Raw genomic sequence first — 21870 nt, forward strand, 5'->3', positions numbered from 1 at the left:
CTTTCCGCCATAACATTTGACTTATATGGTTTGATTTACAATCAATTTCATTATGAATAATAAGACATTTCATCTTTTTCTATTGAGCTATTTTGCAATCAATCCATACGGTATACTTTTAAACATTTGAGGTTGCAGGCTTATCGTCGGCGCTAAATGGGTTCCTTTCCAATCGAGTAACATTATCGCAAGTACATTTCGGTGCTCACCAGAGACTAAATCTATATCACCCGTTACTGATGGAATCATTCCATGCTGTGGATTTATTGCTTGCTGAATAACATTGCGGGTTTTATCTAACACGGGATCTGCATCTAACCCTGCTAATAAAAAGTTAATACCAACCTCCGCTATAACATCCTCTTTTGTTTCAGCAATAATCTTATCTATATTTTTGCGGTAGTAATCAAAAATCCACTGATAATCTTTTTCATTGATCGGTAATTGATAATATTTCGATGCAGCAAAAATAATATGCGTTAACCCATAAATTTTATTACTGTATTGCTGAGAAGATAATTGATTGTCTTGACTATCAGGGTAAGTTTCACGAAAAGCAATAATAAAATCATTCACCACATCTTGTTCACCTAATTGTCTTAACCAATAGACTTGATTTGCAAGTTGTGCAGCCCATGCTTTGATCATTTCTGGATCAGTAACATATTTTTTAAAATCATAACGGCGAAGAACCTGTCTTAGTTGCGTATCATTTTGATGTTTTAAACCATATTCATCGGCACGCGCCATTGAACCAAGTAACCCAACGCCTAAATATACATATTCTGGCATCGTTTGAGTCGCTTTATATCGAATTTGGCTACGCTCTTTAGGGGATGTTTTATAATTTGCTAAACGCGTTAAGCTGTATTGCTGTACTTGTTCAGGTGTAACCACTTCTGTCGAATAGCGATTTAAATTACTCACTACACGCGCCATATCCATCCATATCGCTGCTGCGTATTTAGGATCTAACGACTGCCGATACATACGTAAGCCATAATGCCCTGCGGTATAGGCTGGAAATGTATATAACCGAGGCTCAAAGGTTTGGCGGATCTGATTAGCACTTTGTTGATATGTCGGATTAAGCTGTAAACTATTTGCAGCAATAGACCAACAAAATAAAAGACAGAAAAACCAGTAGCGGCTAAGTACTAAACGCATAATGACTCCCCCCGAAAAATAACGAGGGTGAAGAGTAACATTAGCTATTACTATCTCTGTTAACTTTTATCTATAAGTAATTGTTATAATATAAATATGCCAACATGATCACATCGTCATTTAGTCCGCAATATTAATATCAGCCCACACCATTCGATGATCTGATCCTGCAGAAGGCTTTTCTCTACCTTTACAATCTAAAATAAGTTCACGTAATGAATCATGTTTATCCGGCCAAAAAACCCCTGTTTTTATCACATCTAAATTTTTTGACGGCAACACATAATCTAACCGTAACCCAGCTAAATGCGTCCACTCATTTTTTCGACCAGTCCGCTTTTGCCAAGGATAATAATGCCTTGCACCTTCACTTTTAGGCGTCTGCTTACCACTACTAACCGTTGTATTTATTTTATCGAGTTTCAATAGCCGTTTAATCGCAGCTTTAAATCCGTCACCATCATCTATATCGGCATTTAAATCCCCCATTACAATAAAGGCATCATCAGGTTTTAATCCACCAACTTGATCATTATCATCAACTAAATAGGATTCATCATTAATGATGTCGATTAAGAACTGGATTTCATCATGATTACGTTTTGCATTTCGACGTTCGCTGCCGTCAAACACTGGAGGGGTTGGATGACAGCACAGTAAATTAATTTCTTTATCTTCAACAACAATAGGCACAACAACATGATTTTTAGAAGATAAACGTAATATATGCTGAGCTTCTTTTGAATAATAATCGACAGGCATTAAATTATTCGGCATATCCTTCCAAAGAAAGTGCTGCCACGTTCGAATATTCTCTTGCTGTAAAGGATATTTAGATAAAATAACAAAGCCAAAATGACCATGAAATTCACCGTAGCCTTGAGCATCTTCTGGTAACGTGCATACACCATCACCGTTTAGATCTATTTCGGTTATTAGGCCAGTATTGGATGAAGGGCAATAACGATAAGGGTAATCAATCGCAGACTGCTGATATTGAGAATGAGATAAATAATGCTGACAAAAATTATCAAGGCTGCCATCATCGCCCCCATTACCTGGATGATCAAATTCACACAGTAACAAAACATCAGCATTAACATATTGAATAATAGCCGCGAGTCGCTGAAACCTTTTATGAGTTAAACCCGATGTTTGCTGAAAAATGCGCCCTTGTTCTGGCTCAGACATCGCGACATTAAATATTGCCACACGCAAGGATTGTTTAGTTTCTAAAACGGTTGCTAAAAATTCTGCCACACGTTATCTCGTTATCAATTAATTGAAAACGGCATTGTAAACATCAAACCCATGTTTACAAATACAAACCACGTAACTTTATTTTTCTAAATATAAAACATTATTTAAGATGGCTTAACCAATGTATCTATTGCTAACCGAATTTGTTTTGCATCATATCCAGCTTGATGCCTCATCGCCCCTAAGTTATCTAAAGCCAATTTAAACTGTACCTGACCAAGTCCCTTTTGATGTTTCAACCAATGGCTTACTTCTGTAAGAACAAAAGATGGGCGCATATGTGCAGCATGGTATAAACGACCTAGCCAGAATAGATCCCATTCACTGTCACATAAAACCAAATCATATTGACCTAAAATCATATTTAAATGTTGGCAAACATCCATCACTTGCATTCCAGTTTCTTCAATCATTGACCGAGATATCTTATGGATATTGTGTTGAACATCTTTATCCCAATGAGACCAGTTATCTGATGCAGATAAGGGATTAATTAACATGCTATTGTTTGTTCCATCTGGTAAAGAATACCCAACCTCAATCGGATATGAATGTTCAGATAAACCTGATGCCTCAAAATCAAGTATTGCCCACATTTCACACTCCCTGTCTTTATAACTATGCTGTTAATCATCGACGTCCCTGCAGTGACAACAACCTAACAAATATTTAAAGAATACCTACACCTTATAACTTTAGACCGTCACTCATAACACAACAAAACTTTCATAGATAAGGATTACTTTTAAGACACACTACACATAAGTAATAAAAGATTTACTTTAATTAATCATTAGTAAATACAGCGCATCACTGCATTTACCCATCATTTAACGATATAATTACTGACACTGTATTTTGACCTAAAAATAACTATGATTACTTCTCCCACTCCTCTGATTGGCTTTGCGGGCTTTAGTGGCTCAGGAAAAACAACGTTATTAGAAAAGGTAATCCCGATACTCAAACAACGTGGTATTCGATTAGGTTTAATAAAACATAGTCATCATGACATTGAACCTGATGTACCAGGTAAAGACTCTTATCGATTACGTCACGCGGGTTGCGGGCAAACATTACTGGCAACAAAATCACGCCACATGCTTTATTTTGAATACCCAGAAAATGAACGTAAAGATCCTGAACTCAACGAGTGTTTAGAACAACTCGATCACAGTAAACTCGATCTTGTTTTAATCGAGGGATTCAGAGAGCAGGCTTTTCCTAAAATAGAAATTCATCGTCCGTCATACAATAAACCCTTATTGTATCCTAACGACCCTTACATTATCGCACTTGCTACTGACGCAGATACTCAACTATGTCCGCTACCGCAGCTAGATATCAATGATCCTGAGTCTATTGCGCAATTTATTCTTACTTGGTTAGAAAAAGATGATCATTAGAAAGATGGCCAGTATAGATACAGCCCGTTTTTGTCCACAATGTGGCAAATCAAGCTTAACTCGCTCATCTAATAAGCAATTTACTTGTAGCGAATGTGATTTTACCTATTTTCACAATCCAGCAGCTGCCGTTATGGTCGCACTGTCATATGAAGATGAGTTGCTGGTAGCAATAAGAGGTAGAAATCCAGGATTAGGGTTATGGGATTTACCCGGCGGATTTGTTGACCCCAATGAATCATTAGAGCAAGCAGTAATACGAGAAATACAGGAAGAACTCAACTTAACGCTGACTGATTTCACATACCAAGGTTCATTCAGTAATACGTATTGCTACAAAAATATTGAATATAAAACCTGTGATACTTTTTTTAGTCATCAATTATTAGATAAACCAACACTAATTGCACAGGATGATGTTGCCGATCTTCTGTGGGTAAAAAAACAAGATATTAAACTAGAAAATTTTGCTTTTCCCTCAACGCAACGCGCTGTTGAGTTATGGTTGAATAATCACTAAATTAGAAAATAAGAAGTATCAACATCTATTGATACTTCTTATCAATAAGTTACAAAATATTATTGATTATACGAGGATGGCTCTTTGGAGAAGATCATGACACCCAACTGGCCATTTACTTGATATGAAAGCGCTAATTTACCCGCGAAATAAGTAAATTGATTCACCCCACCTAATTGCTCTAAATATCGTTGTTGCTGCTCTGCGGCTAAAGGATTATCACACTGTTTTTCAGTCACCGAAGTATGCTGCTTTAATACATTAATAAAGCCCGGACGCGGCTCTGATTTAACGGTAACCGTATAATTATTACAGGCAACTGAACCAGTAAAATGTCCATTAATATAACGTAATCGGATATCGTTCTCGGCACTCACCGGGTCGCCATAACGCCAGCTTTCTAGTCTCCATTCAGTATTAGATAAAATATCTGGCGTTAAGCGAACAATTTTTCGTGTATTCGGCTCTTCTATTAATTGATTATTACTATCTAAATGCCAGACATGCTGCACAACATCACCAGGACAACAAGCTGAATCGTTTTTACCCGGCTGAATAACATCTAAAATAATTTTCTTATTCATTATTTTTAGATCTTTAACTCGAAAACGGTCGCCGACAAATTGAGTCGCAATATTTTTTAAATGGCCACTTTCTTTATCAACAACCGCTATGTACAAATATTGCCCTGTTCCGCCTGGTGAATAGTTTAATAAAACTACGGCCATCTTTTTATTATTTTCCGTCAGTGATCCAACGGCTTTGATATCATCAAGAAGTATGACTTGTGGCATGACTGAACCACCTGGTTGATACGGTTCACCGGCCCATAAACCATGCTGTAATTTAATCGGCGTGCCAATATCTTCTATGCCGCTATAGCGAGCATCTTTTAAGTCATGAAAACTATAGGTTGCGAGTGGTGGAAGAATGGTGTCATTAATAGCAGTAAGATTATCTAAGCGAGAGTCATAAGTTGACACTAAGCAACGTTGAACATCAGGTTGATCTAAGCAACCTGTCCTTGATTCTAACCAGTTTTTCTGTGTTTCTTTTATCACAGAAGCTTCGCTTACCATCGACTGAGTTAGCACTTGCTGATACATATCTGACATTTGCTTGTGTAACAGTGCTAATTTAGGATCTTTACAAATTAACTGATCAATATTAGAGGTCGCGGAATGGCAGTATGAGCCATCATTATTTGCTGCCATCAGCGTTGTACTGAATGTCGCGATAGCTCCTACAAATAAGAGCACCAAACATCTCATCTTCATTCCTTTATTTTCCACTTACCATTAGAATATAAACAGTTACTGGAATAATTCGACCAGCGTTTTATTAATTAGTTCCCACCCCCTATAAGTTACTGAACAGGTAAGAATGACAAAACGTTTTATCACCTAGTCAAATAATCCCTTTATTCGACTTATATTAAAATATGGAGATATGTATTCTCTTTTCTTTACTTTCAATTACTTTTTCAACCAAATATATCTATTTTTGTAGCAATAGTTCATCATTTAATTAATCACCATCAATTGTATTACAAATAATTTTCATTAGAATGCTGTCTCGTTTGCCTTAATGGCAGATCAAACAGGTTCTATATGCGCTCTTTAACTCAAATTTTTATTACATGCCTTTTTGTGATTAGCATGCCATGTTTAGCGGCGGCAAGCACTGTCACACCTCCTATTCAAACCTTTGAGCAACTAGCACAAGCTCAACAGACGAAACAAACAATACAAATTATTGATTGTCGAGACAGCAATTACTTCAACGGTTGGCCAAATGGAGATGCTACCCGAGGTGGTCATATCCCTAATGCCGTCAATATTGATAGTCAATGGCTCACTCTTTTAACACCGGCTCAGATGACAAGCTTACTTAAAAATCGTCAACTATCTCAGAAAGTACCAACCGTCCTGTATGGTGATAAAACCTCAACGGCGGCAATGAGTGACGCACTCAAACAACAAGGTTTTAGTTTTACATCTACAATTAATCAGCCCGTTACTGACTATGTAGGCAAACTTAAAACACTAAAAAACTTTAAACACTTAGTATCTGCACAATGGTTAGATCAGCTAATCAATCACCAACAACCATTGTACGCACCACAGTACGGTTATAAGATTGTTGAAGTTGAATGGGGGCCACCATCCACATATTTGCTTTCACATATCCCCAGCTCGCTATACGTAAATACTAATGATATTGAAAGCAAACCATGGTGGAATAAAGTCAGTGATAATGATCTTAAAAAAGTCATTACTGATTTAGGTATTCGTTATAACACCACAGTTATTGTTTATGCTCGCAATAATATGTCAGCAGCACGCTTTGCTAACTTTCTAATGTATGCTGGCGTTGAGGATGTACGACTACTCAATGGTGGCTGGAATGCGTGGGAAAACGCGCATTACCCTACCCAGGCTTTCATTAATGAAAACCATGACGACGTAAGTTTTGGTAAAACGATTCCAGCAAACCCTCAATACCTGACGGATCTCCAGCAAGCAAAAACAATACTAAAAGAACCCCAAACTACCCATTCACTCGTGAGTATTCGTACTTGGCAAGAGTATATTGGAAAAACCAGTGGCTATGATTACATCAAGCCTAAAGGTCGTATCGAAGGGGCAAAATGGGGACACGCTGGTAGTGACTCTTACCATATGCAAGATTTTAATAACCCTGATGGCACAATGAAAAGTGGTTACCTCATCGCGAAACAATGGGCGAAATGGAATATTAAACCAAATCAAAAAGTCGCTTTTTTCTGTGGTACTGGTTGGCGAGCATCTGAGGCATTTTTCTATGCTTATGTTATGGGATGGAAAGATATCAGTGTCTTTGATGGCGGGTGGTATCAATGGAGCGCAGATAAAAACAATCCTATCGCTGAAGGCGTACCTAAATAACATTGTTAAAGCTCTAACATAAAAAACTCGGTCATAAACGGTAGCCCTTAGCTGCCGTTTACTTCTTCAAGCTTTAATGATCGTCACAAGGTTAAAAATAATTTATTTAAAGAACAAAGAGCTAACATTCCCCTGACCGAAAAATAACCATATCCTAACAGCCATTACGTTGAATGACATCTAACCACCTATTAACCTTGCACACCTTAAATGAACCTAAGTTGTGGAGGCCATATGTCAACGTTTACTATCGCTCCCGTATATTTAGTAAATAACAACGCGAAAAAAATGCGTTATGCGCAAGCCGAAATACCGCCGACCCAACCTAGGGTTAACCAAGAAAACTCAGAGAAAAAAGCCTCTACTATTACGACTTTCAGTGGTTACGATAATCGTGGAGAAATACAGCCAAAAGCGTCAACTAAAGGCTGTACGATCAATATTAACGTTTAACACAAATCTCTGAACGCAAAGGGACTTGCTCGATCTGCGCCATAACCTTACTTGGATTCGCCAGATACGCTTTACTTATCGAAGACACACCCAGCTTATGTTTCAAGTAATTAGTGTAATCATTAAACTTATACTGGCTATACGCTTTGGGATACATACGACTACAACTGTTATACCACTCAACATAACGTTTAAAGAACAATGTTGCTTGCTGTGCCGTCATCTTCGACATCATTACTGCCATATCTTTAGATAATTGGAAATGCTGATAATCAATTGGCGAATTCCAAAAACCGCCCCAGTATAAAAAGCCATTACGTGCAAATATATCTACGACTGTTTCAGCCATCCCTTTTCTATCTGGTTTACCATAACGATAGATTTCACGGTTAGCGTATTTTGTACCTTCTACGGGGCTATATTTTGCCTGACCTGCGCTCGCAAAAGTCACAAATGGATTCTGCACCGGATTTAAATCAATCGCAGCACCATAGGCGTGAAGCGATAAACTACTCGTCCCTTCTACTGGGCGATAATTAAAAGCAGAAGTATTGTTATCTGTCATCGATGTCGTGTCATCACCACGATATTTTTCAATCGGAACTGCTTTATGAATTGGAAAGCCTTGTTGATATAATTCATCGAAAATTTTGCCCACATAAGGCGCTGTAGCATCCATCACAATAATTTGACCATTAGTGTGGATACGATTAGAAAAATCACGATATTTAAATGTCACTTTTTTCAATCGTTGGCACTGTACAGGTGCCGAGCTCGACATCACACCAACTTTTGACATTGCCTGACATTCAGCTGTTGTTATCGGTGCAACAGTTGCAGCTAATACACTGCCACTAAAACAGCTAAAACTAATCACTATACCTAGCGTAATAAATTGTTTATTCATCATCCCTTCTCATCAATCAGGCAAGAAAAAGACGCGTCATTGCGCGCCTTGTTTATAGTAATGCTTTATATTAAAAACTAATTGGCTTACGACCAGTCGCTGTATCTGGCTTCACATCAGCAGCTTTGTTAGCCGCTTTTTTCGTAACAGAACGATTACCGGCCACATTCGGCTTGTTAGCATTCTTTTTCTTATCGACAGCTTTATTGTTTTTTTTGGGAATCGCTTTCGGAGATGCTTTTGATTTTGACTCTTCAACACGAGTCACTTTTTCTTGTACTGGTTGGTCACACAGTACAACGTAAAACTCACCATTAAACTCAATCACATCGCCATCATATATCTTGCAACGTTTACGCAATTCAAGCTCACCGTTTACTGCAACATAACCTTCAGAAATGGCATATTTTGCTTCACCGCCACCACTTACTAAGTTGGCTATCTTTAGCACTTTATATAATTCGATAGGTTGAGTTGAGACTTCAACACCAATTGCTTCAACTTCAATTTCTTCAGACATGTCGATAACTCAAATAAGAGAATAAAAAGGAATATATTTCTAATTCTACCCCACATTACAATATGAAGGAAAAAAATGAACTCATAGAACAGAATTTCGTAACAAATTGATAAAAATCATTGATAGTAAACAGCTAAATATTCACAAACTCTGAAAGAAAACAAAGAATAAGAATCTCATCCCAAAAAACATGATAAAAATATAACTTTAGCAACTTACAATTCCTAAAAACCTGAACTAACCTTGTTTTTTATAGCTTGATTTGCTGTGTAAATGGGCAACAAGCCTGACAGCTAGAGTAAAAAGCAAGCGAATAACGATTTTATTACGCATAGCTATGTTCTGATTGACATAAGTAGTGCTATAATCCGCCACCTCACATGTGACAGTAATTGTTTATAGAGAAAAACAATGACAGATTTATCTAAATACAGAAACATTGGTATCTTTGCCCACGTTGATGCGGGTAAAACTACAACTACCGAGCGTATCCTAAAGCTTACTGGTAAAATCCATAAAACTGGTGAGGTTCACGATGGTGAATCTACTACTGACTTCATGGAGCAAGAAGCTGAGCGTGGTATTACAATCCAATCAGCGGCAGTAACGTGTGAATGGAAAAACCACCGTCTAAACGTAATCGATACTCCTGGACACGTTGACTTCACAGTAGAAGTTTACCGTTCTCTAAAAGTACTTGATGGCGGTATCGGTGTATTCTGTGGTTCTGGTGGTGTTGAGCCTCAGTCTGAGACTAACTGGCGTTACGCTAACGAATCTGAAGTTGCACGTATCATTTTCGTTAACAAACTAGACCGCATGGGTGCTGACTTCTTCAACGTTGTTGATCAAGTTAAAAACGTACTAGGTGCTACTCCTCTAGTTATGACTCTTCCAATCGGTCGTGAAGACGACTTCGTTGGTGTTGTTGACATTCTAGAGCGTAAAGCATACGTTTGGGATGACACTGGTCTTCCAGAAAACTACGAAATCAAAGATGTTCCAGCAGACATGCTTGACGATCTTGAAGCTTACCGTGAAGAAATGGTTGAAACTGCTGTTGAGCAAGATGACGACCTAATGGAAGCTTACATGGAAGGTGAAGAGCCTTCTATCGAAGACATCAAGCGTTGTATCCGTAAAGGTACTCGTGATTGTAGCTTCTTCCCAACATTCTGTGGCTCTGCGTTCAAAAACAAAGGTATGCAGCTTGTACTAGATGCTGTTGTTGATTACCTACCTTCTCCAACAGAAGTAGATCCTCAGCCTCTTACAGATCCAGAAACTGGTGAGCCAACTGGTGAAGTTGCAACTGTTTCTGCAGACGAGCCACTAAAAGCGCTAGCATTCAAAATTATGGATGACCGTTTCGGTGCTCTAACGTTTATCCGTATTTACTCAGGCCGTATGAAGAAGGGTGACACTATCCTTAACTCTGCGACAGGTAAAACAGAGCGTATCGGCCGCATGGTTGAGATGCAAGCTGATGAGCGTAACGAGCTGACTGAAGCGCAAGCTGGTGACATCATCGCTGTTGTTGGTATGAAGAACGTTCAAACTGGTCACACTCTATGTGATGTTAAGCACGAGTGTACTCTTGAACCAATGATCTTCCCAACACCAGTTATCTCAATCGCTGTATCTCCAAAAGATAAAGGCGGTTCTGAGAAAATGGGTATCGCGATCGGTAAAATGGTTGCAGAAGATCCATCTTTCCAAGTTGAGACTGACGAAGATTCAGGTGAAACAATCCTTAAAGGTATGGGTGAACTTCACCTAGATATTAAGGTTGATATCCTTAAGCGTACTTACGGTGTAGACCTAATCGTTGGCCAACCTCAGGTTGCTTACCGCGAAACTATCACTAAACCTGTTGAAGATAGCTACACGCATAAGAAACAGTCTGGTGGTTCTGGTCAGTTCGGTAAGATCGACTACCGTATCAAGCCTGGCGAGCAAGGTTCTGGCTTCAAGTTCTCATCAACAGTTGTTGGTGGTAACGTACCAAAAGAATTCTGGCCTGCAGTAGAGAAAGGCTTCGCTGGAATGATGGAACACGGTGTTCTAGCTGGCTTCCCAACGCTAGACGTTGAAGTTGAGCTATTCGACGGTGCTTTCCACGCAGTTGACTCATCAGCAATCGCATTCGAAATCGCATCGAAAGGTGCATTCCGTCAATCTATGCCTAAAGCTGGTCCTCAACTTCTTGAGCCAATCATGCACGTTGACGTGTTCACTCCTGAAGATCACGTTGGTGACGTTATCGGTGACCTTAACCGTCGTCGCGGTATGATCAAAGATCAACAAGCTGGTACTACTGGCGTACGTATCAAGGGTGATGTACCACTTTCAGAAATGTTTGGTTACATTGGTACTCTACGTACAATGACTTCTGGTCGTGGTCAGTTCTCTATGGAGTTCGCACACTACGCACCATGTCCTGCAAACGTTGCTGAAAAAGTAATCGCTGAGCAGAAAGAAAAGAACGCTAAGAAGTAATTTTTAATTACTCTAAGTAATCTTTTTAACCCCGAGGGCTTTGCTCTCGGGGTTATTTTTTTATCAAATAAAAATCATTCCACATCACCATCCCCCTCCTATTATTTTATCTTTTCTAGTCTTTAAACCTTGATCATCTTGAACACACCTTCTAAAGCTATTGATAACAATCATAAGTAATAGTGTATGAAAAACAACAAGGCAATAACTTTGCTCGAATTGGAATAGTTACGATTATTCTAGACACGATATTTATTGGCGGTGATGAAAGAACCGCTGTACTGAAAGATTTTGCTTCAGGTATCAAACTATAGACTAGTCCTATTAAAGGTGCTGATCAGATAGCGCCGCGGTCTCTTTTGATGTCAATATCGTTTCAAGTAAATGCTAATGGTGCTAAACGTTTTACAGGCAATAAAAAAGGGCACTATGTGCCCTTTTCTCATCTTAATGGCTTTGCTTATGCACTTATAAAGGTGGTTTTTAATATCGCGACAGATTGATCAAACACTCTTTGTAGCGAGCTCAGATCTAAACTATTAATCGAACCTTCTTTAGCATTTTTTTCAAATTCAGAACAAATATGATGAAGTTGCATTAACCCCATCGTTCCAGCAGCACCTTTTAATGTATGCGCTTGTTTAGCCACTTCAGATAAATTCTCATCATCAATAGCCTGATGTAGCTTTGATAACGTTAAGCTCGATGATTCACCAAATAAGTGAATAAGCTGCTTTACTTGCGCTTCGCCCAATACTTGAAGATCACTTCCTAGTACTGACTCTTTTAGTAGTGGAATCGTATTCTCTGATTGCTTCACTTCTACGCTCTCTTCTCCAATACCTTTTTCGATAATCACGCGTTTCTCACCTTTTAAGATACTGCTCATTGTGTCAATCAGCTGCTTTTCAACTAACGGTTTAGGTAAGAACCCTGCAAAACCAGCATTTAAATATAACTCCACTTCTTCACGAAAAACATGAGCAGAAAACGCAACCATAGGCGTCGGCTCTTCCCATGCTTCATGATTATTATCTTCTAAACGTCGTAAACGACTGAGTAGCTGAACACCGTCAGTATCTGGTAAGTTAATATCTAATAGCGCGATATCAAAACGTTGTTTTTTGTATATTTCTTCAGCTTCAGCACCATCAGCAGCCGTGACAACAGTATGGCCTAAACGAGTTAAGAAGCCTTCAGCAACCATACTGTTTACTGGGTTATCTTCCACCAGCAAAATATGAGCAGAGCGCATAATCACTCTTTTATCATCGGGTTCTAAATTCCCTTCGCCATGTTCAAGAGGCAATGCAAACCAAAAACAACTCCCTTCACCCACCACTGATTCTAAACCAATTTCACCATCCATTGCCGCTACAATGTGTTTGCTAATTGCTAAGCCTAGACCTGTACCTTCAATCGATTTTCGACCAGCTTCAGCTTGCTGGAAAGCACTAAATAAAATATTTTGCTCTTCTTCATCAATACCAATCCCCGTATCTTTTACAGAGAACAATAATTCATCTGGCATGTCTGGATGAGGTTCGACAAAAATGGAAACTTTGCCCGTATCTGTAAATTTAATCGCATTACCTACGAGATTTACCAGCACTTGACGTATACGACTCTCGTCACCAAACCACATGCCTTCAACTTGTGGTGAAATATGGCACTCAAGACCAATACGTTTGGCAAGCGCACGTCCTTCCAACATATTGGACACATCAGTAACCATCCTAACAACAGAAAAGTTACTTGGCCTGATATCTAGATGCCCAGCTTCAATTTTCGAGTAATCTAGAATGTCATTTAAAATATCAAGTAAAGTTTCACCGCTGCGATTTATCACATCGAGATAGCGTTTCTGTTGAGATGTTAATTGTGTATCCGCTAATAACGATGCCGTGCCTAAGACCCCATTCATTGGTGTTCGGATCTCATGGCTCATGGTGGCAAGGAATGAAGACTTCGCGCGGTTTGCTTTTTCCGCTTCATCACGCGCTTTATAATGGTTATACACTTCTTCATTCAAGCGGCTGTTTATTTTCTCAAGCTCACCAGTACGTTTTGCGACTAATCGTTCAAGGCTAGCTTTGTGTTCTTGTAATTCCTGCCGAGCTTTTGACTCTGCTTGCGCTAAACGATAACGCTCATTAGCGGTGTCACGAGCCACTAAAATAGCTCGACCCATTTGCGCTAATTCATCATCTCCTTTAACGTTAATTCTGACCCCTAAATCACCTCGGGTTAAAGCCGATAATGCGCGACTATATTCGTTAATACGGCAAATCACTCGCGCATAAACAAATCGCCACATAATGAGCACTAGTGCTAATAAACCAATCGCAGAGATCACTATTAACGTATTTCGGGCCAGTGTTAAAGTATGATCGACACGTTTAACCGCCTGCTGTGTATTCACATTTGCAACATCAATAATGTCATCAACGGTATTATTTAACTGCTGGAATAACACTAAATTTTGTTGATCAAGGCGCTCGACATCTTGCTTTGCATAAATAAGTTGCTCGATAACCCCAAACAATAAACGGCCACGATTAAGCTGAGCAGTTAGCTCGACTAATTGTTCTGAACGGCTAGGATCTTCTACTGATTTAACTCGCTGACTCATGATACCTACCGCATCGTTATAACGTTTTTTGAGTGCCACGAGAGATTTAATGTCAGCAATACGACTAGAATCATCCAGCATATTGATCACTTGTAACGATAAAAAACGCAATTCAAATAAACGTTCAGATAAGTCCATATCCACTTCAACAAGACTATCTAATGCTTTATAAACAGCAGGTTTCTTTCCGTCTGCCACTAAATCATAGATGCGAGACACGTTAGCTACCGCGATGGTATTAGCATTTGAAACCTGAGATTGAGATAAATTATCAATTTGATGTGTTGCTTTCGTCATCTCAGTCGTTAGCTTATCTAACTGACTTTGAAGATCGATCTGACGTCCTACTAGTAACCCTAATAACGCTAAATTATCAACAATGCGCTTTACATCTTCTTCTAATTTCACCATTAACGGTTGATCAAAAGAAAATTGTTCAAGTGAATGCAAGCTTCGATTCAATGCTTCAATATGAACGGTTAACGCACGTCCTTGTCGCATACGTTCAGATTCTGCTTTAGATTTTGCCAATACTTGTGCATTAAAAATAATACGAGAACTTAAATCTGATAACTGACGTGCTTCTGCTAATGCAGGCACAGCTGAATTAATAACCGTACGCTCAGTTTTAGCCACTAATGAAAAACCTGCGACACCAATCATTACTGCAATGATCATCAAGCTAGCCATCGCGGAAAAGGCTATTAACAATTTCGTTCCGATACCTTTTAGGGTAGACGTCATAAATAATCTCTACATCAAAATGTTTGCAACCCATATATACCAAAGTGACTTCAAGCATTTAATAATGTAGCGTCTTGTCACTCAATTAAACATTTCAAGGTTACTTGGGTATATAATATCGTATATCTGTCGTTGCTCAGTATGCTCGCTATTTCACAAGAGAAAATAAAGCGCTACTATTTTGCCAGCGATACGACTTTAAACCTAAAATAATGTTGGTATAAATGCGCATTTTTTGTTTTGTTTTGTTTTTATTTTCCATCCAAGCATCTTCTGCACAAGAAGTGATCTCCTATCAACCTCCTTTTCAGGCAGATAAAAAAGCAACTGAAATCCAATATGATTTTTTAACTTCCGTCACTAAGCCATGGAAAGTTTGTGCAGTTTACCCGCATTTAAAAGATTCATATTGGTTATCGATCAATTATGGAATGGTTAAACAAGCAAAAAAATTAGGTATCACGTTAAAAGTGATGGAAGCTGGCGGTTATCCCAATTTAGATAAGCAAACATTGCAGCTTCAAAAATGCCATCAATGGGGTGCCGATGCGATTATTTTAGGCACGGTTGATGACGAAGCCTATAACGGAATACTCTCTAAACTCATCGATAATACACCTGTATTTTTGATGACGAACAATATTGATTTTACCGATCCTGATATTCGCCAACATGTAAAAGCAAAAGTTGGCGTAAATTGGTATGACATGGGTAAAGCTACCGGAGAATACCTCGCTAAACGTCACCCGAAAGGTTCAGGCGTAGTAAAAGTTGCTTGGCTACCGGGCCCTCAACTACAAGGTGGTACCAAACCTGTATCTCGTGGTTTTAAAGACGCAATTAAAAACAGCGATGTAGAAATTGTGACAACCTTATGGGCCGATAACAGTAAAGAATTACAACGTAATTTAATTCAGCAAATCCTCGCATCGAAAGAGGAAATTAACTACATTGTTGGTGGCGCAGTGGCTGCAGAAGTGGCAATCAGTGAGCTACGCACTCACGATATTCACAACATAAAAATTGTATCAACCTACCTCAGTCATGGTGTTTATCGTGGTTTAAGACGTCATCGCATTTTATTTGCCCCCACAGATAAAATGGCAGAACAAGCCATGCTATCTATAGACCAAGCTGTTCGTTATCTTGAACATAAACCAGTAGTTCTCGATGTTGCACCTTCAATTGTCAATCTCACACCAGAATATTTACCTAAAAAAGTGATTGCAGAGTCGTTATCACCGGCAGAGTTCCGCCCTTCTTTTTATGTTAAAGACCACCACGTAAAACACTAATTCTTTCCCCTGCGTCATAGGCTCTTTGACGCAGGATCTTTTGTTCTAAATAGAATTTTTTGTGTCACCACTAAGATTTAGATTATTGTGTTTTACTCATTTATAAGGTTCTGATATCAATTAATTTCATAATTACGATTAGAACGTCTTAGCAAGGAAATATGATGTACAGAACAACCCGTACAATGGCATCGTCTAAACATATCGCCCTCGTTGCACACGATAACTGTAAAGTGGATCTACTTCGCTGGGTTAAAGAACATAAAGATAAACTGGCATCTCACGAGCTATACGCTACGGGTACTACAGGACATCTCCTATCAAAAGAAATAGGCTTACCGATCACTTGCTTAATCAGTGGCCCAATGGGAGGAGATCAACAATTAGGTGCTCTGATTTCTGAAGGCAAAATCGATATGATGATTTTCTTTTGGGACCCACTCAATGCCGTTCCTCATGACCCAGATGTAAAAGCGTTACTCCGTATCTCAGCAGTATGGAATATCCCCGTTGCGACTAACCGTGCTAGCGCAAACTTTATGATCACCTCACCGCTTCTCGATCAAGAAGTCAGTATTGAAGTTCCTGATTACGATGCTTACCTAGCAGAACGCATCAATTAGTCCTTTGTTACTTTTAGCCTTTTGCATTCATAGTAAAAGGCTCAAATAGCCTCACCTTTGCGAGGAGAATAACAATTAATTGAAATTACTTCCGTTTTGGCACAATTACTTCAACTAAATGACGAAAATACATGTAATGCGTTATATTGTTAAATAGATTATATGTAGTAGAGGAAGTTGCCAATGAAAGCGTGGATGTTAAAACAGCCAAATGGAATAAGCGCACTATCTCTCGAAGAAACCGATAAGCCTACCCCTAGCGCAGACGAAATTTGCATAAAAGTCGCGGCTGTAGGGTTAAACCCCATGGATTACAAATTAACAGAGTGGGGTTACGCAACATGGAATTATCCTCAAATAATCGGATTAGATGTTGCGGGAACGGTTGAAAGTATAGGCGAGAATGTAAAACAATTTTCAATCGGTGACAGAGTTATCTTCTTTGCCGATCCTCGAACTGCAGGTGGATTTGCCGAGTATGCCTGCGTAAAAGCCTCTGCCGCAAGTCGTATTCCTATTACCTTATCTTTCACTGATGCTGCTGCCTTACCCTGTGCTGGATACAGTGCATGGATAGCCGTTCACGACAAATTACAAGTCCAGAAGGGTCAACGTATAGCGATTACAGGAGCAGGTGGTGGAGTCGGTGGATTTGCAGCGCAACTCGCAAAAAAAGCTGGGGCTAAGGTTTATGCGATTGCCGAACGTCAACATCACCAACGTTTATTAAGTTATGGACTTGATGCGGTACTTTCGCCTGAGCAAAATGTTGCCCTCGAAATAATCAACCTAACAGAAGATCAAATGCTGCATGGCGTCATAGACTGTGTATCAGCACGTTCCGGTAGCCTTATGAGCGCGCTAATCCGTTATAACGGACATATTGTGATGGTCGCCGATCAGTTCACTCAAGTGCCGCTATTAGCGACGACTAAAGCATTAAGTATTCATGAAGTGGCATTACATGGCACCTATGCCCACGGAGCGCCAGAGCATATTGCTCATCTTGCAGATATAGGAAACAAACTCAGTGAACTTGTCGCTGATGGTGAGCTTAAAAGTATGGTAGAAAAAATCGTTCCCTTTACCAATCTTTCTGACGCACTGATTGGTATTCAAAATAAAAAGCATAGCGGTAAAGTGATTGTTTATGTTAATTCCTAACTAAGCTTTTTAAATAGAACAAAAACGAAGGACTCATATGAGTCCTTTTTTATTACGAATAATTTATCAATACCCGCCACTTCATACCTTAAAAAAGATATAAATACGCATAACGTCTTTCCTTTTATGTTTTTTCATTAATTTATTCGTTTAAAAACATGAGCCATTTAACAAAACAAATACATTTTATTTTCATTTAATGCTCGAACGCGCATTTTTAATGTTTCTTTGTTTTCGTAATGTCGAATATTGTAGAAGATATGCCGTGCTCCCAGCCAATAACCTTCGACGTGAATAATAAGGATAATAAAAATGACAATAACGAAACACCCCTCCCTACTCGGGGAATGTATCGCTGAATTTATCGGTACAGGACTGTTAATCTTTTTTGGTGTCGGCTGTGTCGCTGCTTTAGTATTAACAGGCGCTAGCTACAGCCAGTGGGAAGTCAGTATTATCTGGGGATTAGGTGTTACTATTGCCATATATTGCACCGCCGGCGTGTCAGGCGCACATATTAACCCAGCCGTTACTATCGCTCTTGCTGCATTTCACGGTTTTGATAAAAAGAAAGTCGCTCCCTATATTATTAGTCAAGTCCTGGGGGCTTTCTGCTCTGCTGCGCTTATCTACGCCCTATATAGCAACTTATTTACCCAATATGAAATTACCCATCAATTTGTACGAAGCAGTAATGAAGCATTAGCAACCGCAGGGATCTTCTCGACTTACCCTCATGCTGGAATTTCTTTTTTTGGTGCTTTTGCTGTTGAGTTTGTGATTACAGCAATATTGATGTTTGCCATTTTAGCACTTGGTGATGAAAATAACGGCGCATCCCGTGGCGCTTTAAACCCATTACTTATCGGTATTTTAATCGCCGTAATTGGTAGCTCTTTAGGTCCGCTAACAGGTTTTGCTATGAATCCAGCGCGTGATTTTGGCCCTAAGTTGTTTGCCTATTTAGCGGGGTGGGATAAAGCACTGACAGGTGGTCTTGATATTCCTTATTTTATTGTGCCGATTTTTGCCCCTATTGCTGGCGCCTGTTTTGGTGGTTGGTTATACCCTAAAGTTATTGCAGCGCATCTGCCTCAACAAGGGCAAGGTTGTACAATTCCAAATCAATGTGACAAAAATATAGAAGAAGAAGCTCGCACACAAGTTTAACCTCTACTTCCTAGTATAATTATAATAGTTTGAAACAAAGGACAAAAACATGAACGATCCAAAATACATCGTAGCGTTAGACCAAGGTACAACAAGCTCTCGTGCAGTTATTCTTGACCACGATGCCAATATCGTAAGTGTCTCACAAAGAGAATTTACCCAAATTTATCCTCAAGCGGGTTGGGTTGAACATGATCCACTAGAGATTTATGCTACCCAAAGTTCAACCTTAGTCGAAGTACTTGGTCAATCAGGTATACGAAGCGATCAAATTGCAGCAATCGGTATTACGAACCAACGGGAAACCACCATTGTTTGGAATAAAGAAACGGGTAAGCCAGTTTATAACGCCATAGTATGGCAGTGTCGTCGTACAGCAGAAATCTGTGAAGAATTAAAACAACGTGGTTTAGAAGAATATGTACGCGAGAATACAGGTCTTGTCCTTGACCCTTATTTCTCTGGTACCAAAGTAAAATGGATCTTAGATAATGTTGATGGAGCGCGAGAAGATGCTGAGGCTGGTAAATTACTGTTTGGTACTGTTGATACTTGGCTAGTATGGAAAATGACTCAAGGACGCGTTCATGTAACAGATTACACCAACGCCTCTCGTACCATGTTATTTAATATCAACACCCTTGAATGGGATCAAAAACTGCTCGATGACTTAGGTATTCCTGCTTCTATGATGCCAGAAGTTAAACGCTCATCGGAAGTTTACGGTCAAACCAATATTGGTGGTAAAGGCGGTACACGTATTCCAATTGCGGGCATTGCAGGCGATCAACAAGCCGCTTTATATGGTCAAATGTGTGTCGAGCCAGGACAAGCTAAAAACACCTACGGAACTGGCTGTTTCTTGTTAATGAACACAGGACAAGAAAAAGTATCATCAACTCATGGCCTACTCACTACATTAGCCTGTGGTCCATCTGGTGAAGCATCCTATGCACTTGAAGGTGCTGTATTTATGGGTGGCGCATCCATTCAATGGTTACGTGATGAAATGAAGCTATTAGCTGATGCCAAAGACTCCGAGTACTTTGCCACTAAGGTTGATACTTCAAACGGTGTTTATGTCGTGCCAGCCTTTACGGGGTTAGGTGCACCATATTGGGATGCTTATGCACGCGGTACAATTGTTGGCTTAACCCGAGGCGTGAATTCGAACCATATTATTCGCGCAACGCTTGAAAGTATTGCTTATCAAACCCGTGATGTCATTGACGCCATGAAAGCGGATTCAGGTATTCAGCTTGCCGCATTGAAAGTTGACGGGGGCGCCGTTGCCAATAACTTCTTAATGCAATTCCAGTCTGATGTATTAGATACCGAAGTTCAGCGTCCAGAGGTTACCGAAGTCACCGCACTAGGTGCTGCTTACCTTGCTGGTTTAGCTGTCGGATTCTGGAATAATATTGATGAGCTAAAAGATAAAGCCGAAATTAACCGCACTTTCAGTCCCCACGCTTGTGATGATAAGCGTGAGCGACGCTATAAAGGTTGGAAACGCGCAGTTAAATGCGCGCAAACATGGGCAGAAATGCATGATTGCGAAGATTAATTATTCATAAAACGAATAAAAGAGAAAAGAGCGTTCTTTGTAACGCTCTTTTTTATTTGAATACAGATAAGAGAATTGAATCACTTCTATGAAAAGGAAAATTAAAGCACAATAGATATCATTATATTTAAATGTATATCTGGCAATGCCAAGTAAAACAGGGAACTTTTTAGTGAAACAAATACCAAGACACCAAGAAATTGTAGAGCTGGTGAAAAAGCAGGGCTATGTCAGTACCGAGGAGTTAGTCGAACGTTTTAACGTCAGCCCTCAAACGATTCGCCGCGATCTTAACGAACTCGCCGACGCCAATAAAATTCGTCGCTATCACGGTGGAGCAACGACGCCACTTAGCTCTGAAAATACCTCTTACATTACCCGTAAATCACTTAATTTCAGCGAGAAAGACTTAATCGCCGCAAGTCTTGTTAAACATATCCCTGATGGTGCATCACTGTTTATTGATATCGGCACCACACCTGAAGCTGTCGCACGTGCACTGTGTGTCCAACACAAACAACTACGTGTTGTAACTAACAACTTAAATGCAGCAACGATTTTGTTATCTAACCCAGAAATTAAAGTTATTCTCGCAGGCGGTGAAGTTCGTGATCATGACGGTGGCATTATTGGTGAAGCCACGCTCGATTTCATCCAGCAATTTCGACTAGATTTCGGCATCTTAGGCATAAGTGGTATCGATAATGACGGCTCTTTACTCGATTTTGATTATCATGAAGTACGCGTAAAAAAAGCCATTATTGAAAATAGCCGCCGAGTATTTCTTGCAGTGGATCACTCTAAATTTGGTCGAAATGCAATGGTCAAACTGGGCTGTATTTCGCAAGTGGATGCACTCTTTACCGATCAGCTCCCACCTGAAAATATTCTTTCAATTATTAATGAACATCAGTTACAAATTGAGGTGGTATCCGAGCATGATCTTGATGAGTAAAACATGCTAACAATCGCAAAACTAATTCAATAAAAAAGCGCATTTTTTTATACAAATCACA

At 39.4% G+C, this 21870-nt stretch carries 18 protein-coding genes; 11 read left to right on the plus strand and 7 right to left on the minus strand.

Going from position 1 to position 21870, the window contains the following annotated elements:
• Window positions 1-87: 87 nt before the first annotated feature.
• From CTN01_RS02690 to CTN01_RS02700, 3 genes are all read right to left on the minus strand, one after another.
• Window positions 88-1167, minus strand: coding sequence for a DUF3541 domain-containing protein (locus tag CTN01_RS02690; protein WP_045149486.1), 1080 nt, complete (start codon window positions 1165-1167; stop codon window positions 88-90).
• Window positions 1168-1287: 120 nt separating this feature from the next.
• Window positions 1288-2427, minus strand: a complete 1140-nt coding sequence (locus tag CTN01_RS02695) for an endonuclease/exonuclease/phosphatase family protein (protein ID WP_045149488.1) — start codon at window positions 2425-2427, stop codon at window positions 1288-1290.
• A gap of 104 nt (window positions 2428-2531) precedes the next feature.
• Window positions 2532-3023 (minus strand): hypothetical protein, encoded by a 492-nt coding sequence (locus CTN01_RS02700; RefSeq protein WP_045149489.1) that lies wholly within the window; start codon window positions 3021-3023, stop codon window positions 2532-2534.
• Window positions 3024-3302: 279 nt separating this feature from the next.
• On the opposite strand from CTN01_RS02700, the gene mobB reads away from it, so the two are divergent.
• A complete protein-coding gene (mobB, locus tag CTN01_RS02705; RefSeq protein WP_045149490.1) occupies window positions 3303-3833 on the plus strand; it encodes a molybdopterin-guanine dinucleotide biosynthesis protein B in 531 nt (176 codons plus the stop codon).
• Window positions 3834-3837: 4 nt separating this feature from the next.
• On the plus strand, window positions 3838-4353 hold the full coding sequence (locus CTN01_RS02710) for an NUDIX hydrolase (RefSeq protein WP_045083411.1): 516 nt from the start codon (window positions 3838-3840) through the stop codon (window positions 4351-4353).
• A gap of 59 nt (window positions 4354-4412) precedes the next feature.
• Here the strand turns inward: CTN01_RS02710 and CTN01_RS02715 are convergent, their stop codons facing one another.
• Window positions 4413-5624 carry an META domain-containing protein gene (locus CTN01_RS02715; RefSeq protein ID WP_045149491.1) on the minus strand — a complete coding sequence of 404 codons (1212 nt, stop codon included), beginning with the start codon at window positions 5622-5624 and terminating at the stop codon, window positions 4413-4415.
• 387 nt (window positions 5625-6011) lie between these two features.
• On the opposite strand from CTN01_RS02715, the gene CTN01_RS02720 reads away from it, so the two are divergent.
• Together CTN01_RS02720 and CTN01_RS02725 are read left to right on the plus strand one after the other, a co-directional pair.
• Entirely contained in the window at window positions 6012-7280 is a 1269-nt protein-coding gene (locus CTN01_RS02720) for a rhodanese-like domain-containing protein (protein WP_244156077.1), read from the plus strand.
• Between the two features lie 234 nt (window positions 7281-7514).
• Window positions 7515-7733 carry a hypothetical protein gene (locus tag CTN01_RS02725; protein WP_045184842.1) on the plus strand — a complete coding sequence of 73 codons (219 nt, stop codon included), beginning with the start codon at window positions 7515-7517 and terminating at the stop codon, window positions 7731-7733.
• Here the strand turns inward: CTN01_RS02725 and CTN01_RS02730 are convergent.
• Both CTN01_RS02730 and CTN01_RS02735 read right to left on the minus strand, forming a co-directional pair.
• A complete protein-coding gene (locus tag CTN01_RS02730) occupies window positions 7723-8643 on the minus strand; it encodes a M15 family metallopeptidase (protein ID WP_080896220.1) in 921 nt (306 codons plus the stop codon). The two genes, CTN01_RS02725 and CTN01_RS02730, sit on opposite strands and share 11 nt — an antisense overlap.
• 67 nt (window positions 8644-8710) lie before the next feature.
• Window positions 8711-9160, minus strand: a complete 450-nt coding sequence (locus CTN01_RS02735) for an RNA-binding S4 domain-containing protein (protein ID WP_045149493.1) — start codon at window positions 9158-9160, stop codon at window positions 8711-8713.
• A 411-nt stretch (window positions 9161-9571) separates the two neighbouring features.
• Here CTN01_RS02735 and fusA point away from each other — a divergent pair, with 411 nt between their 5' ends.
• A complete protein-coding gene (gene fusA / locus CTN01_RS02740; RefSeq protein WP_005368615.1) occupies window positions 9572-11659 on the plus strand; it encodes an elongation factor G in 2088 nt (695 codons plus the stop codon).
• Between the two features lie 460 nt (window positions 11660-12119).
• Here the strand turns inward: fusA and torS are convergent, their stop codons facing one another.
• On the minus strand, window positions 12120-15035 hold the full coding sequence (gene torS, locus CTN01_RS02745) for a TMAO reductase system sensor histidine kinase/response regulator TorS (protein WP_045149494.1): 2916 nt from the start codon (window positions 15033-15035) through the stop codon (window positions 12120-12122).
• A gap of 224 nt (window positions 15036-15259) precedes the next feature.
• Here torS and torT point away from each other — a divergent pair, with 224 nt between their 5' ends.
• The 6 genes from torT (at window position 15260) to CTN01_RS02775 (ending at window position 21809) form a co-directional block, all read left to right on the plus strand.
• Window positions 15260-16330 carry a TMAO reductase system periplasmic protein TorT gene (gene torT, locus CTN01_RS02750; protein WP_045149495.1) on the plus strand — a complete coding sequence of 357 codons (1071 nt, stop codon included), beginning with the start codon at window positions 15260-15262 and terminating at the stop codon, window positions 16328-16330.
• Between the two features lie 164 nt (window positions 16331-16494).
• Window positions 16495-16953: a methylglyoxal synthase gene (locus CTN01_RS02755; RefSeq protein WP_045129884.1), complete on the plus strand. Its 459-nt coding sequence runs from the start codon at window positions 16495-16497 to the stop codon at window positions 16951-16953.
• Window positions 16954-17136: 183 nt separating this feature from the next.
• A complete protein-coding gene (locus CTN01_RS02760; protein ID WP_045149496.1) occupies window positions 17137-18117 on the plus strand; it encodes an alcohol dehydrogenase catalytic domain-containing protein in 981 nt (326 codons plus the stop codon).
• A gap of 312 nt (window positions 18118-18429) precedes the next feature.
• A complete protein-coding gene (locus tag CTN01_RS02765) occupies window positions 18430-19287 on the plus strand; it encodes an MIP/aquaporin family protein (RefSeq protein ID WP_107187863.1) in 858 nt (285 codons plus the stop codon).
• 49 nt (window positions 19288-19336) lie between these two features.
• Window positions 19337-20854 carry a glycerol kinase GlpK gene (gene glpK, locus CTN01_RS02770; protein WP_045149498.1) on the plus strand — a complete coding sequence of 506 codons (1518 nt, stop codon included), beginning with the start codon at window positions 19337-19339 and terminating at the stop codon, window positions 20852-20854.
• A gap of 172 nt (window positions 20855-21026) precedes the next feature.
• The gene (locus CTN01_RS02775) at window positions 21027-21809 is read left to right on the plus strand and encodes a DeoR/GlpR family transcriptional regulator (RefSeq protein ID WP_045149500.1); all 783 of its coding nucleotides are present in this window, start codon (window positions 21027-21029) and stop codon (window positions 21807-21809) included.
• Window positions 21810-21870 lie beyond the last annotated feature (61 nt).

This window comes from Photobacterium angustum (assembly GCF_003026365.1).
Taxonomy (GTDB): Bacteria; Pseudomonadota; Gammaproteobacteria; order Enterobacterales; family Vibrionaceae; genus Photobacterium; species Photobacterium angustum.

Coding starts and splice junctions, on each gene's coding strand:
- CTN01_RS02700 (WP_045149489.1), bottom strand. CDS start 3,023: ATGTGGGCAATACTTGATTTTGAGGCATCAGGTTTATCTGAACATTCA.
- torS (WP_045149494.1), bottom strand. CDS start 15,035: ATGACGTCTACCCTAAAAGGTATCGGAACGAAATTGTTAATAGCCTTT.
- CTN01_RS02760 (WP_045149496.1), top strand. CDS start 17,137: ATGAAAGCGTGGATGTTAAAACAGCCAAATGGAATAAGCGCACTATCT.
- CTN01_RS02720 (WP_244156077.1), top strand. CDS start 6,012: ATGCCATGTTTAGCGGCGGCAAGCACTGTCACACCTCCTATTCAAACC.
- CTN01_RS02735 (WP_045149493.1), bottom strand. CDS start 9,160: ATGTCTGAAGAAATTGAAGTTGAAGCAATTGGTGTTGAAGTCTCAACT.
- CTN01_RS02725 (WP_045184842.1), top strand. CDS start 7,515: ATGTCAACGTTTACTATCGCTCCCGTATATTTAGTAAATAACAACGCG.
- CTN01_RS02755 (WP_045129884.1), top strand. CDS start 16,495: ATGTACAGAACAACCCGTACAATGGCATCGTCTAAACATATCGCCCTC.
- CTN01_RS02690 (WP_045149486.1), bottom strand. CDS start 1,167: ATGCGTTTAGTACTTAGCCGCTACTGGTTTTTCTGTCTTTTATTTTGT.
- torT (WP_045149495.1), top strand. CDS start 15,260: ATGCGCATTTTTTGTTTTGTTTTGTTTTTATTTTCCATCCAAGCATCT.
- CTN01_RS02715 (WP_045149491.1), bottom strand. CDS start 5,624: ATGAGATGTTTGGTGCTCTTATTTGTAGGAGCTATCGCGACATTCAGT.
- glpK (WP_045149498.1), top strand. CDS start 19,337: ATGAACGATCCAAAATACATCGTAGCGTTAGACCAAGGTACAACAAGC.
- CTN01_RS02710 (WP_045083411.1), top strand. CDS start 3,838: ATGGCCAGTATAGATACAGCCCGTTTTTGTCCACAATGTGGCAAATCA.
- fusA (WP_005368615.1), top strand. CDS start 9,572: ATGACAGATTTATCTAAATACAGAAACATTGGTATCTTTGCCCACGTT.
- CTN01_RS02765 (WP_107187863.1), top strand. CDS start 18,430: ATGACAATAACGAAACACCCCTCCCTACTCGGGGAATGTATCGCTGAA.
- mobB (WP_045149490.1), top strand. CDS start 3,303: ATGATTACTTCTCCCACTCCTCTGATTGGCTTTGCGGGCTTTAGTGGC.
- CTN01_RS02730 (WP_080896220.1), bottom strand. CDS start 8,643: ATGATGAATAAACAATTTATTACGCTAGGTATAGTGATTAGTTTTAGC.